Source organism: Amycolatopsis pithecellobii, assembly GCF_009707865.1.
Lineage (GTDB): Bacteria > Actinomycetota > Actinomycetes > Mycobacteriales > Pseudonocardiaceae > Amycolatopsis_E > Amycolatopsis_E pithecellobii.
In genome coordinates this window covers 38402-54101 of sequence record NZ_WMBA01000006.1, presented here as the reverse complement: position 1 = coordinate 54101, position 15700 = coordinate 38402, and the positions used below count along the sequence as shown (strand labels likewise).

Sequence of the window (15700 nt, the reverse complement as noted above, 5' to 3'; positions counted from 1 at the left end):
GCGCCTTCTGGCCATGCTGACGCTCATGTTGCTCCTCGGGGGTTGCGGCACCGGCGGGTTTTCCGGGCTCTACAGCACACCGCTGCCCGGCGGCGCGGACCTCGGTGACCATCCGTATCGCGTCACCGCGCAGTTTTCGGACGTACTGGATCTCGTGCCGCAGGCCGGTGTGAAGGTCAACGATGTGGCGGTCGGCAGGGTGGACAGGATCGAGCTGGCGCCCGACACGCGCTCGGCGCTGGTGACCATGCGGGTCAACGGTGACGTGCGCCTTCCCGCGAACGCCTATGCGGACCTGCGGCAGTCCAGTTTGCTGGGGGAAAAGTTCGTCGAGCTGCGTGAGCCGGTGGAAGGCGCGGCGGGCACGCTGACCGACGGGGCGACGATCCCGTTGTCGCACACCAACCGCAACCCCGAAGTCGAGGAAGTGCTCGGCGCGCTTTCCTTGCTGCTCAACGGGGGTGGCGTCGGCCGGCTCGCGGACATCACCCGTGAACTCAATTCCGCGCTGACCGGCAACGAGGCCGAGATCCGCGCTTTACTGTCCAGAGTGGACCAGCTGGCGACCGAACTGGACAGCCAGAAGGGCGAGATCATCCGTGCGATCGACGGCCTGAACCGGCTGTCCAGCACACTCATCGGGCAGACCGCGAACCTGGCCGACGCGCTCGGCAACCTGGCGCCGGGGTTGCGAGTCGTGAACGAGCAGCGGGACCAGCTCGTCGGGATGCTGCAGTCGCTGGACACGCTGTCCGGGGTCGCCGTCGACACCGTGCACAAGAGCAGGGACCAGCTGATCGACAATCTGAAAGCGCTTACCCCGACGCTGGCCAAGCTGGCCGAAGCAGGCAACAACCTGCCGGTCGCGCTCAAGATCCTGCCCACCTATCCGCTGCCGGATGTCGCGGGTGACGTGGTCAAGGGCGACTACGCGAACGTGCGTGCACGGCTGGACCTGGACCTGAGTGAGATCTACCAGAACGTCACGAACGCGGGCCGGGTGCAGGTTTCCACGCCGGCCGGGAGCATCCAACTCGGTTCCGCGCCGCCGCTTCCCCTGCCCCTGCAGGCACCCGCACCCACCTCGTCCGGCGTCGGTGTGCTGGGTAACCTGCTGGGTTCGTTGCTGGGAGGCGGGCACTGATGTTCACCAGGACCCACCGGGTCAAACTGCTCGCATTCGGCCTCATCGCGGTACTTTCGGTCGGGTACGCGGGCGCGAAATATGCGGGGCTCGACCGGTTGTTCGGCCCGCGTGGCTATGTCGTCACGGCCCAGCTCGCCGATTCCGGCGGAATCTTCGTCAATGCCGAAGTCACCTACCGCGGGGTCGCCGTCGGCCGGGTCACCGGGATGGGGCTCGACGATCAGGGCGTCGCTGTCGAGCTCGACATCGACGCCGGTGCCCCACAGATCCCGGCCGACACACAAGCCGTGGTCGCGGACCGGTCCGCCGTCGGCGAGCAGTATGTCGACCTGCGGCCGAGCCGCGAGTCCGGGCCGTACTTGCGGAACGGATCGGTGATCGCGCGCGAACGGACCGGACTGCCCGTCTCGCCCGATACCGTACTGTCCAATTTGGACAGATTCGTGTCCAGTGTGGACCCTTCGTCCTTGCGAACCGTGGTCGATGAGTCCTACGACGCCTTCGCTGGAGTTGCTCCCGATCTCCAGCAGCTGCTCGATACGGCGGGCTCGCTCACCTCGACTGCGACGGAAAATCTGCCACAGACAACGAAACTGCTGTCCGACGGGCGGACCGTGCTGGCCACTCAGGAACGGCAGGCTCAGCACATCACCTCGTTCGCCACCGGGCTGCGCCGGATCGCCGGCCAGCTCAAGACGTCGGATCCCGAGCTACGCAAGGTCATCGACGAAACTCCGCGGCTGGCCGAGGATGTGGACAACATCCTGGCCGCGTCGGGCACCGATCTCGGCGTGCTCATCGCGAACCTGCTGACGACCGCGCAGATCACCGCGGTGCGCACGGACGCGGTCGAAGAGGATCTGGTGGCGCTGCCGGTCATTTCGGCGTTCACGCGTTCGGTGACCTCGAACGGCGAAGGACATCTGGGGCTGGTGCTCAACTTCTTCGATCCGCACTCGTGCACCAAGGGGTACGAGACGACCAAGCAGCGGCCGGCGAGCGACACCAGCGACCAGCCGGCGAACACGCGGGCGTACTGCGCCGAGCCGCCGGGCAGCCCGACCGGAGTGCGCGGCGCGCAGAACGCTCCGTACGGCGGCGTGCCGGTCGCGCCGGCGCCGTCTGTGGCGCCGTCACCGCAGGCCCCACAGGGACAATTGCCCGGTTTGCTCGGGCTGGTGCGGGGGCCGGGTGCGACGGGAATCGGGCAACTGCTGGGATTACCGTGATGAAGTCTCCCGCTGTGGTGGCCTTGGGTGCCGTGGCCGCCGTCGCCGCGCTGGTCGCGGTGTGGTTCGGCTGGTCGTGGGCGAGCGCCGCCCACGACCAGGCGGCGACGCGCGCCCGGGACCGGGATGCCGTGCTGGCCGCCGCGAGCGAGGCATTGACGGCGCTGAACACGGTCGACTACCACGATCCCGGGCCGGCGGTGGACAGGTGGATCCAGGTGACGACGGGCGAGCTGGGCAAGACGCTCAGCGGCGACCGGCAGTTGCAGCTCGACCGCACGACGGCGACCAGGACGGTCGCGAGCGCGCGGGTGAACCAGGCGGCGGTCGCGGAGGTGGACCCGGCTGCCGGGACGGCGCGGGTGCTCGCGGTGCTGGATGTGCGGTTGAGCACGAACGGCGCGCCGTCAGTGCCGTCGCGCACGCGGCTCAACGCTTCGCTGGCGCGCACCGACGATGGCTGGAAGGTCGATTCGGTGCAGGCTGCGTCGTCATGACCGAACGGCAGCTCCCCTCACCGCGACCCCGGCCGCCGGAGCCCGCGCCGCACCAGCGCGCCACAGTCATGGCGGCGTTGTTGGGCCTGATCGTGCTCGCCGCGGGTTTCGCGGTGTTCGCGGGATTGCGGGCCGGGGCGCTGCACGGCGGGAACCGGGCGGTCGCGGACATTCCGGCGACCGCGGCCGTTTCCGACCAGATCGGTGCGGACATCAAGGCGATTTTTTCCTACGACTACGCCAATCTCGCCCGCACCGAGCGCGCCGCGGCAAGCATGCTCGTGGACGACGCGGTCGGCCAGTACCAGGCGGGCTACGCTTCGGCCCGGCAGCAGGCGGTCGGCCAGAAATTGGTCCGTACCACTACGGTCAACTCGATCGCCGTCGCGGACCTGCAGGGCGACTCGGCGAAGCTGCTCGTCTTCGTCGATCAGCAAACCCTGACCACGTCGTCGAATCAGCAGTCCTCGACGTCGGCCGCGCTGTCCGTGAAGGCCAGAAAGGTCGACGGGGCTTGGAAAATCGCCAGTATGACGGCGCTGTGACGCGGGTGCCTCAGCGTTGGTACAGGGCCTCGATCGTGTCGGCGTAGTTGCGGCTCACCACATTGCGTTTCAGTTTGAGGCTCGGCGTGATCTCCCCGGTCGCCTCGGTGAAGTCCTGGGTGAGCACGACGAACTTCTTGATCGACTCCGCGTGCGAGACCTGCTTGTTCGCCTCGTCGACCGCGGCCTGGATGTCGGCTTTCAGGTCCGCGTCGCGCGCCAGGTCGGCCACCGTCGCCGACGCCGGTTTGCCGTGCTGTTCCTTCCACGCCGGGAAGAATTCCTCGTCGATCGTGACCAGCAAACCGATGAACGGCCGCTGCTCGCCGACCACCATCGCCTGGCTGATCAACGGGTTCGCACGGATCGTGTCCTCGAGTCCGGACGGGGCGACGTTCTTCCCGCCCGCGGTCACGATGATTTCCTTCTTGCGCCCGGTGATCGTGAGGAACCCGTCGCTATCGAGCCGGCCGAGGTCGCCGGTGTGGAACCAGCCCTCGTCGAGCGATTCCTTCGTCGCCTGCTCGTTGTTGTAGTACGCCGTGAACACGACATCGCCCTTGAGCAGCACCTCACCGTCGTCCGCGATGCGCACCGAAGTGCCCGCCACGGGCCGTCCGACCGTCCCCACCCGGAACGCGGTCTGAGTGTTCACATTGGACGCCGCGCTCGTTTCGGTCAGCCCGTAGCCCTCGAACACCGGAACCCCGATGCCACGGAAGAAATGTGCCAGCCGCGGCCCGAGTGGGGCACCGCCGGACACCGCCGCGACGCACCGGCCGCCAAGCGCGGCGCGAAGCTTCGCGTACACGAGTTTGTCGAACAGGAAATGCTGTGCCTTGAGCCCGAAGCCCGCGCCACCTTTGTCCTGCGCCTCGCTGTACTGCACGGCGACCGACTCGGCGAGGTCGAAGATCTTGCCCTTGCCTTCGCTGTGCGCCTTCTGCTTCGCGGTGTTGTAGACCTTCTCGAACACGCGAGGTACGGCCACCACGAATGTCGGCCGGAACGTGCCGAGGTCGGCGACGAGGTTCTTCACGTCCGGCGTGTGGCCGAGGGTGACGCGCGCGGCGATGGCCGTGAGCGCGATGGCGCGCGCGAGCACATGCGCGAGCGGCAGGAAACACAGCAGCGAGTTGCCCGGCTCCATCAGTTGCGGGAACGCCAGGATGTCGGCGCGGATTTCGGCGAGCAGGTTCCGGTGCGTCAGCTCGACACCCTTGGGCCGGCCGGTGGTGCCGGATGTGTACACAATGGACGCCAGCTCGCCCGCGCTCACCTCGCGGCGGCGCTGGTGCACGACGTCGTCGGCGACCTTCGCGCCGAGCGTGGTCAGTTCGGCCACCGCCCCGCCGGCATGCGTGCCCTCGATCTGCCACACGTACCGCAGCCCACCCAGCCGCTCGCGGGTCTGATCGACGCCGGCGAGATGCTGATCGGTCTCGACGAAGACGCCCTTGGCCTCGGAGTCCGACAGGATCCAGTGCACCTGCTCCGGCGACGACGTTTCGTAGATCGGCACCGTGACCGCGCCGGCCGCCCAGATCGCGAAGTCGATCAGTGTCCACTCGTAGCGGGTCTTCGACATCAGCGCGATCCGGTCCCCGCGCCCGACGCCGGCCTCGATGAGCCCCTTGGCGACGGCGATGACCTGGCCGGCGAACTCGCGGGCGGTGACGTCGAGCCAGGACCCGCCGGACTGGCGACGGAAGCTGACCGAGTCGGGGAAACGCTCGGCGTTCGCCCACATGATGTCGCTCAGGTTCTCGTTGTCTGCTACCGGCTGCAGTGCCGGGGCGCTGTACTCGCGCACAGTGAACCTCCGCGGGGTGGTTGTTACTCGCCGGTCAACCTAGCGTCAGTACCACCATACGACCAAGGCCCCGTGACCATGACATTCTGGATCCGTGAGCACGCTGAACGGCGCACCGCCCGCGATCGACGTGGTCGACGAGACGTTCCTCGCGGTCCCGCCGGGGACGGTCAAGGCCGCTTTCGCCGACCCCGCCGGGTGGCGGCGCTACTGGCCTGACCTGCGGCTCGAGGTGTACACGGACCGTGGTGACGAGGGCCTGCGGTGGACGGTCACGGGCGCGCTCGTGGGCACCATGGAGGTGTGGCTCGAACGGATGCTCGACGGCACGCTGCTCCATTACTTCCTGCGTGCGGCGCCGCCCGGTCCGATGCGGCCCCGGGACGCACGCCGTGAATTCGACCGGCGTGCCCGTGCGGCGAAGGCCATCGCGCTGGATTTGAAGGAGATCCTGGAAGACGGCCGTGCACCAGGCATCCCGCCCGTTCACTAGCCCCACCCGTCGCCCGACCTGCCACCCCTCATCGACGCGCTTCGCGCCACAGTAACCTCTCAAACATGCGGGTTCATGTCGTCTCCGATGTGCATGGCAATGCCGAGGCGCTGGCCCGGGCCGGGGATGGCGCCGACGCGCTGGTCGTGCTGGGGGATCTTCTCGACTTCGTCGACTACCAGCAGCACGACAAGGGCATCCTCGGCACCCTGTTCGGGCCGGAGAAGGTCTCGGCCTTCGCCCGGTTGCGCCGCGAAGGAACCCGCGACGAGACCATCGCCTACTCCCGCTCGCTGTGGGCCACCCTCGACGACCCGGCCGCCGCGGTCGAGGAGGCGATCCGCGAGCAGTACGCGACGCTGTTCGCCGCGCTGAGCGCCCCGACGTACGCGACACCGGGCAACGTCGACTCCCCGGACCTGTGGACGGAGTTCGCACGCGACGGGGTGACCGTGTTGGACGGTGCAGTCGCCGAGATCGGCGGATGGCGGTTCGGGTTCGTCGGCGGGGTGATCCTGCCCGACGACGCGCCCCCGCCGCGGCCGAACGCGGTGTGGCGGCCCTACCTGCGCCAGCGTGACGAGTTCGAGGAAGCGGTCGGCAAGCTGACCGACATCGACGTGCTGTGCTCGCACATGCCGCCGGCCTCCCCGGAGCTGACCTACGACGTGATCTCGCGACGGCTCGAGATGGGCTCGGCCGCGCTGACCGGCCTGATCCGTGACCAGCAGCCACGATGGTCGTTGTTCGGCCACGTGCACCAGCCGCTCTCGGCACAGCTGCGGGCCGGGCGAACCGAATGCCGCAACGTGGGACATTTCAAGGTCACCGAGCGTCCGTACGTGTTGCGCTGGTGAGCGGCGGGCGGCCCTGTAACCTCTGCGCCATGGCCGACCAGTCCACACAATCCATCGAGGTCAACGCGCCGCCCGAGCGGGTGATGGCGGTGATCGCGGACTTCGGGTCGTATCCGGAGTGGGCGAAGCAGGTCCAGGCGACCGAGGTGCTCGCCACCGACGAGGCCGGCAAGCCGAAGCAGGTGCGGTTGACCCTGGACGCCGGGCCGATCAAGGACGTCTACACCCTCGAATACGACTGGGCTGCCGATGGCCGCTCGGTGAGCTGGCACCTGGTCAAGGGGCAGATGCAGAAGGCGCAGGACGGCCGGTACGAGCTGGCGCCCACGGCATCGGGCGGAACGAAGGTGACGTACACGTTGTCGGTCGAGCTAGTGCTCCCGATGATCGGCCTGCTGCGCCGCAAGGCGGAGAAGATGGTGATGGACACCGCGCTGAAGGAGCTCAAGCGCAGGGTCGAAGGCAGTGGGAAAAATACTGGAGAAAGCACGGCCTGACATGCGGCTGCTGCTGTTCACCGGCAAGGGTGGCGTCGGGAAGACGACCCTCGCGGCGGCGACCGCGGCCGGGCTCGCCACGCGCGGGTACAAGACGCTGGTGGTCTCGACGGATCCCGCGCACTCGCTCGGTGACGCGTTCGCCCAGCGGCTCGCGGCGGAACCGGCCGAGGTGGACCACTGCCTGCACGGGGCACAGGTGGATTCGCGCGGGCTTGTCGACGGCATGTGGCAGGAGCTGCGGGGCAAGCTCACCGCGGCGCTCGCCGGCGCGGGGATCGACGCGCTCGACGCCGAGGAGCTCACCGTGCTTCCCGGGGTGGACGAGCTGCTGGCGCTCACCGAGGTGCAACGGCTGGCCGAGTCCGGCCGGTGGGACATCGTGGTCGTGGACTGCGGTCCGACCGCGGAGACGTTGCGGTTGCTCGCGCTTCCCGAGGCCGTTTCCGGGTACCTCAACAGGATGTGGCAGCTGAAGTTCGCGGGCGGGCGCGGGACGGTTGAGGCGGTGCGGCGGCTGGGCTCGCATCTGGAGTCGTTGCGAGGCCTGCTCACCGATCAGGCGAGGACCGGGGTGCGGCTCGTGCTGACGCCGGAACGGGTCGTTGTCGCCGAAGCCCGCCGGACGCTCAGTTCCCTTGCCCTGCGCGGAATCCAGGTGGACCGGGTGATCGTGAACCGGCTGATGCCCGCGCCGGGGGTGTGGCGTGGTGCGGCGGCGTCGTGGTTGCGGACGCGCCGCCGCCAGCAGGACGCGGTACTCGCGGAGCTCGCCGGGTCTGGGCTGGCGGAGTTCTCGCAAGTGGAGCACCGGGCCAGTGAGCCGGTCGGCCTTCCCGCGCTTTTGGAGATCTCGGCGGAACTCTACGGGCACGCAGATCCCTTGTCCGCCAACGAAAAGACCGCGCCGCCGTTGCTTGATGTGTCCGAAGTGGACGGCGGTTTCGAACTGCGGGTCGCGTTGCCGCTCGGGCCCGAGGCCGCGGTGGATCTGGCCAGAGTGGACGATGACCTGGCGATCACCGTGGACGGGTTCCGGCGGCTCGTCGCGCTGCCGGGGGCGTTGCGGGCGTGTCACATCACCGGTGCCGTCTCGGACGCACGCGGGCTGGTCGTGTCGTTGACCCACGCCGGGAGGCAGTGATGACGGAGGCCGACGCCACGAACCTGGCCGAGGAGATCCGGCTGCTGGTGGAGATGGTCGTCGAACGTGCCGCGCCGTGGCTCGATGGGATCGTCGCCGCCGGGCACGGTGAGTCCGAACGGCCGGCTGCCGATTGCGGCTGGTGTCCGTTGTGTGCGGTGGTTTCCGTGGTGCGCGGGGAACGGCCGGAGCTCGCGGCGCGGGTGGTGGAGCAGCTCGCCCAGCTCGTCGCGCTGCTGCGGGCGGTGCTCGCCGACCGATGGGATCCCGAGCACGGTTTCCACATGCCCGGTTTCCAGCCGGAATCGAAACCGGAGCCGTCTTCGCCGCGCGTGCAGCACATTCCGGTGCAATGGCGCGGGGAGTCCTGAGTGCGTGCGATCGGCCTTGACGTCGGCGGGACGACTGTCCGCGCTGCGGTGGTCGACACGCAGGGGTCCATTGTGGACACTGCGAGGGCCGGCACGCCGAGCGGTGAGGATGCCTTGGAAGACGCCATTTCCGGGGTGATCGACGAACTGCGCAACCGGCACGACGAGGTGGTCGCGGTCGGGTTGTCGGTCGCGGGTTTCGTCGCGAACGACCGGCGCACGGTGATGTTCGCGCCGCATCTGGCGTGGCGGGCGGCGCCGGTCGCGGACCGCATCGCGAAACGTGTCGGGCTGCCGGTGACCCTTGAGCACGATGCCAACGCCGCCGCGCTCGGCGAGCACCGGTTCGGCGCGGCACGGGGCACGCGGGTCGCGGCTCTGGTCGCGATCGGGACCGGGATCGGGGCCGGTTTGTTGCTGGACGGCGAAATCTACCGTGGTGCGCATGGGGTTGCGCCGGAGCTGGGGCATCTGACGGTCGTGCCGGGCGGGCGGGCCTGCCCGTGCGGAAAGTACGGTTGCTGGGAGCGATACTGCAGTGGCACGGCGCTCGCGGCGACGGCCATCGAACTGCTGGCGCGCTACCCCGGGGAGTCGACCGTGCTGGCGCGGAAGGTGTCCGATGATCCGGGCTCGATCACCGGCCGACGGGTCGCCGCCGCGGCCCGTGATGGCGACCCGATCGCTCAGCGCGCGGTGGCTGAGCTGGCAAAATGGCTGGGGGAGGGGCTCGCGCTGGTCGCGGACGTGTTCGACCCCGAGCTCGTGGTGATCGCGGGTGGCGTGTCCGGGTCGGCGACCCTGTTCCTGGACGAGGCACGCGAGCATTACACGGCGGCGATCACCGGCGGCCGGCACCGGCCACTGGCCCGGATCCGCACCGCGCACCTGGGTGACAATGCCGCGATGGTGGGGGCTGCCACGATGGCGCTGGAGGCCCTGTCCGTGTGACAAGCTTGACGAATGGACGGGGACGGGTTCGTCGAATGCCTGGGCGGGCACCGGCACTGGGGCCGGTTCGGTGCGGCGGGTGTGCTGCTGGCCGATCCGGACCGGGGAGTGTTGTTGCAGCGGCGGGCGTGGTGGACCCACCATGGGAGCACGTGGGCGCTGCCGGGCGGTGCCATAGACAGTACGGAAAGCGCCTGGCAAGCCGCCGCACGTGAGGCGGAGGAAGAAGCAGGAATCCCGCGCGATGCGGCGCGTCCCCTGTCCGCCTGGACCGTGGATCATGGCGGCTGGACGTACACGACGGTGCTCGCACAGGCCGTGCGGCCGGTCGAGGCGCGGGTGATGAACGCCGAAAGCGACGAGCTACGGTGGGTGCCGCCGGATAACGTGGGTGGGTACCCGCTGCATCAGGATTTTGCTGCGGCTTGGCCGATGCTACGTTCAGAATTGGGCCGGGAACTGCTGCTGGTGGTCGACGGCGCGAACGTCGTCGGTTCCCGCCCGGACGGCTGGTGGCGCGACCGGCTTGGCGCCGCGCGGCGTCTGCGGGACCAACTGGCACTTCTCGCGGGCCGGCAATTCATGCTCGACGGGGCCGGTTGGTCATGGTGGCCGAAAATAACGTTGGTCGTCGAAGGCCGAGCGCGGCACACTGAACCGGTTGACAATGTGGACGTCATTTCCGCAACCCGAGATGGCGATTCGACCATTGTGGACACTGTGCGAACCCTGCGAGCCGAGCGCCCCGACGACCGCGTAACCGTAGTGACAGCAGACAGGGAACTACGAAAGCGGATAGAGGCAGAAGGCGCAGCACACGTGGGGCCAAAAACGCTACTAACAGCACTAAAAGAGGAAAGAGAAAGCCCCAACTCGACCACCTCGACAAGGTGAGGCCTGTTGGGCCAGTTATCCCGGAGCCAGCCCGCCGGCGAGGCAATCTTTTTGAGTCGCGCTCCGTGCGATGCCCTGGTGGTTCCGTTGGCTGCCTAGGTGACCGGGCGCGGGGCGCCCTCGTTGGGGGACCCACCCCCGCCCCACTTCGCCTGATTCTTCAAGGAGGCTTCGTGTCGGTTCGGGGGTGGGAGTGGGCGGTGGGTCCGTTGGCCGGCTTTCGTTGCACGGCGGCGGTTTTCGGGGCCGGCTCAGGTCCAGGCGTCGATGATCCGCACTAACTTTGCCCCGGGATCGTCGCCGGGTGCGGATAGGAGCTCCGCCGCTGGGAAGCCCGCCGCCTGTAATGCTTTCGCCGCTTCCGGGGGGTTCGGGAAATGTACATGTACCGACGCTCGGAGCGTGGTTTCCAGTAAACCGCCCGCCAAGCGCCGGGCGAGCGAATTGGTGGCCGGGAGCATGACGATATCCGCGAAGTACGCACCGGTCGGAAAGCGCAGGAGGACCTCGGCGAAACGGTGCCACATAGTGGTAACCGCCTCGAGGTCGTAGTAGTTCAGCAGACCCTCGGTGATGATCGCGGTGCCGACATCGGGGTCCAAAGTGTCCGCAACCGCACCGAGGCTCGACGGTCCGTCCGCGGCGAGGGCGTCCACAGTCGTGACCCGCGGGACCGGGCCGCTGAGCCGGTCCAGCAAATGCTGCTTGCGGGCCGCCATGCGTGGCAAGTCGGCCTCGACATAGACCAAATCCTGGTACCGCCGGGTGAAGCGCCAACCTCGGGCGGAGAGGCCCGCCGCGATCTCGATCACCTGCCCGATTTCGCCACGCTCAACCGCACCGGCCAGCAGCTCGTCCAGCATCCGGTGCCGGGCGACGAGTAAGCCCTCGATCGTCGGCCGGCCCAGCAGGCGGCTGACCCGCATCGCCGGTTCCAGTAGGTGGAACATCACGCGGCCCTCGGCGGTCGCCAGCTCCGGCGGGGCCAGCCCATTGCGTACCCAGACGTAGCCGGTGTAGTGGCCGGTCGGGCTGATGGCCTCGGAACCACGCGGGAACAGCACACCGAGATGGTACGCAATCCCGCTCAACCGATCGCGGCGCTCAGCTCCCGCATTCCCGCGCTCAACAGCTCACTCAGCTCAGTGCCGGGGCTGCGCAGCCACTGCTCGTACGCGGCCAGCGCGACACCCAGCGTCGCGTACGCGATTGCTTGTGGCGCAAGGGAATCCGGCGCGACATCGAGTCGTGTTGCAACAAAGTCCGCGAGCACCTGCCGCCACGCGGTGTACCGCAGCGTCGAGTGAGCCTGCAACGCCGGGGTGGTCAGGATCAACTCCATCCGGCGGCGGTGCCATGGCGCCTCGTCCGGGTCGATCCGGTTGAACTCGACCAGCGCCTCGCGGATCACGTCGATCAGCGGCACGTCCGGAGGGTAACCGGCCAGCTGCGTGCGCATCCGTGCCAGTTCGCCATCGAAATCGCCCCACGCGATGTCGTTCTTCGACGGGAAGTAGCGGAAGAACGTGCGGCGCCCGATCCCGGCGGCCTGCGCGATGTCGTCCACCGTGGTGCGTTCGAACCCCTGGCGGGCGAACAGTTCGAACGCCACGTGCTCCACCTCGGCGCGCGACGTGATCGGCTTGCGGCCGGCGCGCGAAACACCCTGGTCGGTCATACCCTCTTCCATTCGGCACTCGGTGCCATTATTGTGTGTGACGCGAGCCGCACCGGGGCGGCCGCGACGAAGGGAGCATCCCATGGCCGAGACTCAGCAGGTTGCGCAGGACGAGGCTCTGGTGGAAGACGAGTTGCTCGTCGAAGAGGTGTCCATCGACGGCATGTGCGGCGTCTACTGAGACCGGTGTTCGAGCCAGATCAGCCGTACCGGTGCTCGCCGCGCATCGCACTGCGACCCGAGTCGTTCGGCGCGCTCGCGTATGACTTCGGCACCCGCAGGCTGTCGTTCCTGAAAACGAAACTGCTGGTCGAGGTGGTGCGCGCGCTCGAAGCCCAGCCCGACGTGCACACCACTCTCGACGTGGCGGGCGTCCCCGACGACCAGCGGCCGTCGTATCTGAAAGCGCTCGAGGGCTTGGCGAATACCGGAACGATCGAACGACGTGACTGAAAGGCGCGCGATGAAGCTCGTCGAGCATTTCAAGGAAGGGCTCAACTCGCCCATCTGCCTGACCTGGGAACTGACCTACGCCTGCAATCTTTCGTGCGTGCACTGCCTTTCCTCCTCGGGGCGGCGGGATCCACGCGAGCTGAGCACCGAAGAATGCAAGGCGGTCATCGACGAGTTGCAGCGCATGCAGGTGTTCTACGTGAACATCGGCGGCGGCGAACCCACCGTGCGCGCCGATTTCTGGGAACTGGTCGAGTATGCGGTGGCACACCAGGTGGGCGTCAAGTTCTCCACCAACGGCGTGAAGCTGACGCCCGAGCGCGCCCGCTGGCTCGCCGCGACCGACTACGTGGACGTGCAGATTTCGCTCGACGGGGCCACGGCGGAGGTCAACGACGCGGTACGCGGGCCGGGTTCCTACGACACCGCGATCCGCGCGATGACCAACCTGCGCGACGCCGGATTCCGCGATTTCAAGCTGAGCGTCGTGATGACCAGGCAGAATATCGGTCAGCTCGACCAGTTCGCGCAGATCGCCGACACCTACGGCGCCCAGCTGCGCATCACCAGGTTGCGGCCATCCGGTCGCGGCGCCGACGTGTGGGACGAGCTGCACCCGACGGCGGAACAGCAGCTGGAACTGTATGACTGGCTCGTCGCGCGCGGGGAGAAGGTGCTCACCGGCGACTCCTTCTTCCACCTCAATGCGCTCGGCTCGGATCCGTTGCCAGGCTTGAATCTGTGCGGTGCCGGCCGGGTCGTCTGCCTGATCGACCCGGTGGGCGACGTGTACGCCTGCCCGTTCGCGATCCATCAGGAGTTCTTGGCCGGCAACGTCCGCGACGAGGGCGGATTCGCCAAGGTGTGGGCGGATTCGGAACTGTTCACTCGCCTGCGCGGACCGCAGACCGGTGGCGCGTGCACGTCGTGCTCCGCCTACGACGCATGTCAGGGCGGGTGCATGGCGGCGAAGTTCTTCACCGGACTGCCGCTCGACGGTCCCGACCCCGAGTGCGTCAAGGGCAACGGGGCCCGCGCGCTGGCAACGGTCGGCGCGGCGCCACGGTCCGATGTGGACCATTCACATCGCAAGAGCCGCAAGGTCCCGGTGAGCATCGGCTTCGGCCCGCCGTCGCGCCCGGACCGCGCGTGCGACACGAGTCCACTCGCCGGGTTGCGATGAACACGCTGCCGGACCCGGTGAAGATCGCGGACCGGACCGCGCCGAGCCGGGTCCTTTTCGGACCGCACGAGACGAACCTCGCGCGCGGGCGCGTGTTGTCCGACCGCCATGTCGCCTATTACGCCGCCCGTGCCGCCGGCGGTGCCGGGATGATCGTGACCGAGACGGCCAGCGTGCACGACTCCGACTGGCCGTACGAGCGGGCACCACTGGCCGCGTTGTGCGGTCCTGGTTGGACGTCCACAGTGGACGCTTGTCGTCCACACGGCACGCTCGTGCTCGCCGGGCTGGGACACACCGGGTCACAGGGGTCTTCGGCGTTCTCGCAGTCGGCGTTGTGGGCGCCGTCCCGGGTTCCCGACGTCGCGAGCCGTGAGCTGCCGATGGAGCTGGAAGACGACCAGATCCGCATGCTCGTCGACGGTTTCCGTGCTTCGGCGGCGCTGGCGGTGGAGTCCGGAATGGACGGTGTCGAGCTGGACGCCGGACAGTACTCGTTGTTGCGGCAGTTCATCTCGGCGCTGACGAACCAGCGGGCCGATTCCTATGGTGCGGAAAAGTTCCTGCTACTCAGGGAAGTGCTGGCCGCGGTGCGGGAGGCGATCGGCGACCGGATCATCGGCCTGCGCCTGTCTTGCGACGAGCTGGCGCCGTGGGCGGGGCTCACCCCCGAGCAGGCGGCGGTGCTCGCCGCCGATGTCGCGGCGAGCGTGGACTACCTCGTGCCGGTGCGCGGCTCGGCGATGAGCGCCTCGGCGACCCGGCCAGATCTGCACACCGAGCCGGGCTTCAACCTCGACCTGTGCCGCCGGATCACCGGGGCTGTCGAAGGTCGCACGCTGACCGTGTTGCAGGGCAGCGTGGTCGACCCCGCACAGGCGCAGCAGGCGCTCGACGAAGGCGTGGCGACCGTGGTCGAGATGACACGCGCGCAGATCGCCGACCCCGAACTCGTCGTGAAGGTGCGCGCGGGCGCGACCCCACGGCCGTGCGTGCTGTCGAACCAGCGATGCCGCGTGCGGGACAACCGCAACCCGATTGTCAGCTGCATCAGCGAACCCCGCAGCGGCCACGAAACCGAGGACCCGTCGATCGACGGCCACGACACTCCACGCGATGTGGTGGTGATCGGGGGCGGTCCGGCCGGGATGGAAGCCGCGCGGGTGCTCGCGCTGCGCGGCCACCGCGTGGAACTGCGCGAGCGGACCGATCGGCTCGGCGGCATGCTGCGACTGGCGGCGAACGTCGACGGCCGGGCCCGGCTGGCGAAGCTCGCCGACTGGCTGGAAAGCGAAATTCACCGGCTGGGCGTACGGGTGCGGACCGGCGTGCACGTGACCGACGTGCCCAGGGGCGCCATCGTCGCGACAGGATCCGTTGCGGGGCCGAGAAACTACGCCGTGTTCGGTGGCGAGGTGGTCGACGTGGTGGACCTGCTGGCCGGGGCGCGGTTACCGGAAGGGCCGATCGTGGTGGCCGATCCGGTGGGTGACTTCGTCGGCGTCGGAGTGGCCGAACTCTTGGCGGCGCAAGGGAAGGTGACCACGATCGTGAGCCAGGACCAGGTGATCGGCACGCAGCTCGCGCTGACCGGTGACCTCGCCGACGCCAACACGCGCCTGCAGCAGGCCGGGGTCACGCTCGCCAAGCGATCGGTGCTGCGCGAGGTGCGTGCCGGGCAGGTCGTCATCGAGGACGTCTTCACCGCCGAGCGCCGCGAGCTCGACTGCGCCGCAGTGGTCCACTGTGGACACCGGTTGCCGGACGAGCTGCCGGGAACGCTTCGCGCCGGTGACTGCGTCGCGCCGCGGACGGTGCACGAGGCGATACTGGAAGGCCGCCGCGCGGCGATGAAGCTACTACCAATCCGACCCAAAGTAGGCCGACCGTGATCAGCCGGAAGCCGACCTACGCCAGGCGGATCGCCGTGACTGCCGGTCGGATTGGT

At 68.5% G+C, this 15700-nt stretch carries 18 protein-coding genes; 15 read left to right on the top strand and 3 right to left on the bottom strand.

Annotated elements, in window-relative coordinates:
- Nucleotides 1-13 precede the first annotated feature (13 nt).
- The 4 genes from GKO32_RS06010 to GKO32_RS05995 all read left to right on the top strand — a co-directional run bounded on the left by GKO32_RS06010 (nucleotide 14) and on the right by GKO32_RS05995 (nucleotide 3418).
- Nucleotides 14-1144 carry an MCE family protein gene (locus GKO32_RS06010; RefSeq protein WP_154755879.1) on the top strand — a complete coding sequence of 377 codons (1131 nt, stop codon included), beginning with the start codon at nucleotides 14-16 and terminating at the stop codon, nucleotides 1142-1144.
- Nucleotides 1144-2376, top strand: a complete 1233-nt coding sequence (locus GKO32_RS06005; protein ID WP_154755777.1) for an MCE family protein — start codon at nucleotides 1144-1146, stop codon at nucleotides 2374-2376. Before GKO32_RS06010 ends, GKO32_RS06005 begins: the two co-directional genes overlap by 1 nt.
- Complete coding sequence (locus GKO32_RS06000) at nucleotides 2376-2873, top strand: hypothetical protein (protein ID WP_154755776.1); 498 nt, start codon at nucleotides 2376-2378, stop codon at nucleotides 2871-2873. Before GKO32_RS06005 ends, GKO32_RS06000 begins: the two co-directional genes overlap by 1 nt.
- 68 nt (nucleotides 2874-2941) lie before the next feature.
- Nucleotides 2942-3418 carry a hypothetical protein gene (locus tag GKO32_RS05995; protein ID WP_154755878.1) on the top strand — a complete coding sequence of 159 codons (477 nt, stop codon included), beginning with the start codon at nucleotides 2942-2944 and terminating at the stop codon, nucleotides 3416-3418.
- Between the two features lie 10 nt (nucleotides 3419-3428).
- Here the strand turns inward: GKO32_RS05995 and GKO32_RS05990 are convergent, their stop codons facing one another.
- Entirely contained in the window at nucleotides 3429-5231 is a 1803-nt protein-coding gene (locus GKO32_RS05990; protein WP_312867554.1) for an AMP-dependent synthetase/ligase, read from the bottom strand.
- 103 nt (nucleotides 5232-5334) lie between these two features.
- Here GKO32_RS05990 and GKO32_RS05985 point away from each other — a divergent pair, with 103 nt between their 5' ends.
- From GKO32_RS05985 to GKO32_RS05955, 7 genes are all read left to right on the top strand, one after another.
- On the top strand, nucleotides 5335-5724 hold the full coding sequence (locus GKO32_RS05985; protein WP_154755876.1) for a polyketide cyclase / dehydrase and lipid transport: 390 nt from the start codon (nucleotides 5335-5337) through the stop codon (nucleotides 5722-5724).
- Between the two features lie 65 nt (nucleotides 5725-5789).
- Entirely contained in the window at nucleotides 5790-6581 is a 792-nt protein-coding gene (locus GKO32_RS05980) for a metallophosphoesterase family protein (RefSeq protein WP_154755775.1), read from the top strand.
- A gap of 29 nt (nucleotides 6582-6610) precedes the next feature.
- The gene (locus tag GKO32_RS05975; protein ID WP_154755774.1) at nucleotides 6611-7078 is read left to right on the top strand and encodes an SRPBCC family protein; all 468 of its coding nucleotides are present in this window, start codon (nucleotides 6611-6613) and stop codon (nucleotides 7076-7078) included.
- A gap of 1 nt (nucleotide 7079) precedes the next feature.
- Nucleotides 7080-8222 carry an ArsA family ATPase gene (locus GKO32_RS05970; RefSeq protein ID WP_154755773.1) on the top strand — a complete coding sequence of 381 codons (1143 nt, stop codon included), beginning with the start codon at nucleotides 7080-7082 and terminating at the stop codon, nucleotides 8220-8222.
- On the top strand, nucleotides 8222-8593 hold the full coding sequence (locus tag GKO32_RS05965) for a hypothetical protein (protein ID WP_154755772.1): 372 nt from the start codon (nucleotides 8222-8224) through the stop codon (nucleotides 8591-8593). Before GKO32_RS05970 ends, GKO32_RS05965 begins: the two co-directional genes overlap by 1 nt.
- A complete protein-coding gene (locus GKO32_RS05960; RefSeq protein ID WP_312867553.1) occupies nucleotides 8594-9544 on the top strand; it encodes an ROK family protein in 951 nt (316 codons plus the stop codon).
- A 12-nt stretch (nucleotides 9545-9556) separates the two neighbouring features.
- Nucleotides 9557-10438 carry an NUDIX hydrolase gene (locus tag GKO32_RS05955; RefSeq protein WP_154755771.1) on the top strand — a complete coding sequence of 294 codons (882 nt, stop codon included), beginning with the start codon at nucleotides 9557-9559 and terminating at the stop codon, nucleotides 10436-10438.
- 251 nt (nucleotides 10439-10689) lie between these two features.
- Here GKO32_RS05955 and GKO32_RS05950 read toward each other — a convergent pair whose 3' ends face one another.
- Nucleotides 10690-11502, bottom strand: a complete 813-nt coding sequence (locus tag GKO32_RS05950; protein WP_312867552.1) for a class I SAM-dependent methyltransferase — start codon at nucleotides 11500-11502, stop codon at nucleotides 10690-10692.
- A 23-nt stretch (nucleotides 11503-11525) separates the two neighbouring features.
- Complete coding sequence (gene mftR / locus GKO32_RS05945) at nucleotides 11526-12116, bottom strand: mycofactocin system transcriptional regulator MftR (protein ID WP_246243226.1); 591 nt, start codon at nucleotides 12114-12116, stop codon at nucleotides 11526-11528.
- Between the two features lie 82 nt (nucleotides 12117-12198).
- On the opposite strand from mftR, the gene mftA reads away from it, so the two are divergent.
- Genes mftA through GKO32_RS05925 form a run of 4 tightly spaced genes read left to right on the top strand, consistent with a single transcriptional unit; the run spans nucleotide 12199 to nucleotide 15644 of the window.
- A complete protein-coding gene (gene mftA, locus GKO32_RS05940) occupies nucleotides 12199-12297 on the top strand; it encodes a mycofactocin precursor MftA (RefSeq protein WP_154755769.1) in 99 nt (32 codons plus the stop codon).
- Nucleotides 12298-12302: 5 nt separating this feature from the next.
- A complete protein-coding gene (gene mftB / locus GKO32_RS05935; protein WP_376765930.1) occupies nucleotides 12303-12569 on the top strand; it encodes a mycofactocin biosynthesis chaperone MftB in 267 nt (88 codons plus the stop codon).
- Between the two features lie 10 nt (nucleotides 12570-12579).
- A complete protein-coding gene (mftC, locus tag GKO32_RS05930; RefSeq protein WP_154755873.1) occupies nucleotides 12580-13752 on the top strand; it encodes a mycofactocin radical SAM maturase in 1173 nt (390 codons plus the stop codon).
- Nucleotides 13749-15644, top strand: a complete 1896-nt coding sequence (locus GKO32_RS05925) for a mycofactocin system FadH/OYE family oxidoreductase 1 (protein ID WP_154755768.1) — start codon at nucleotides 13749-13751, stop codon at nucleotides 15642-15644. The genes mftC and GKO32_RS05925 overlap by 4 nt, the downstream gene beginning before the upstream one ends.
- The last annotated feature ends 56 nt before the right edge of the window (nucleotides 15645-15700 follow it).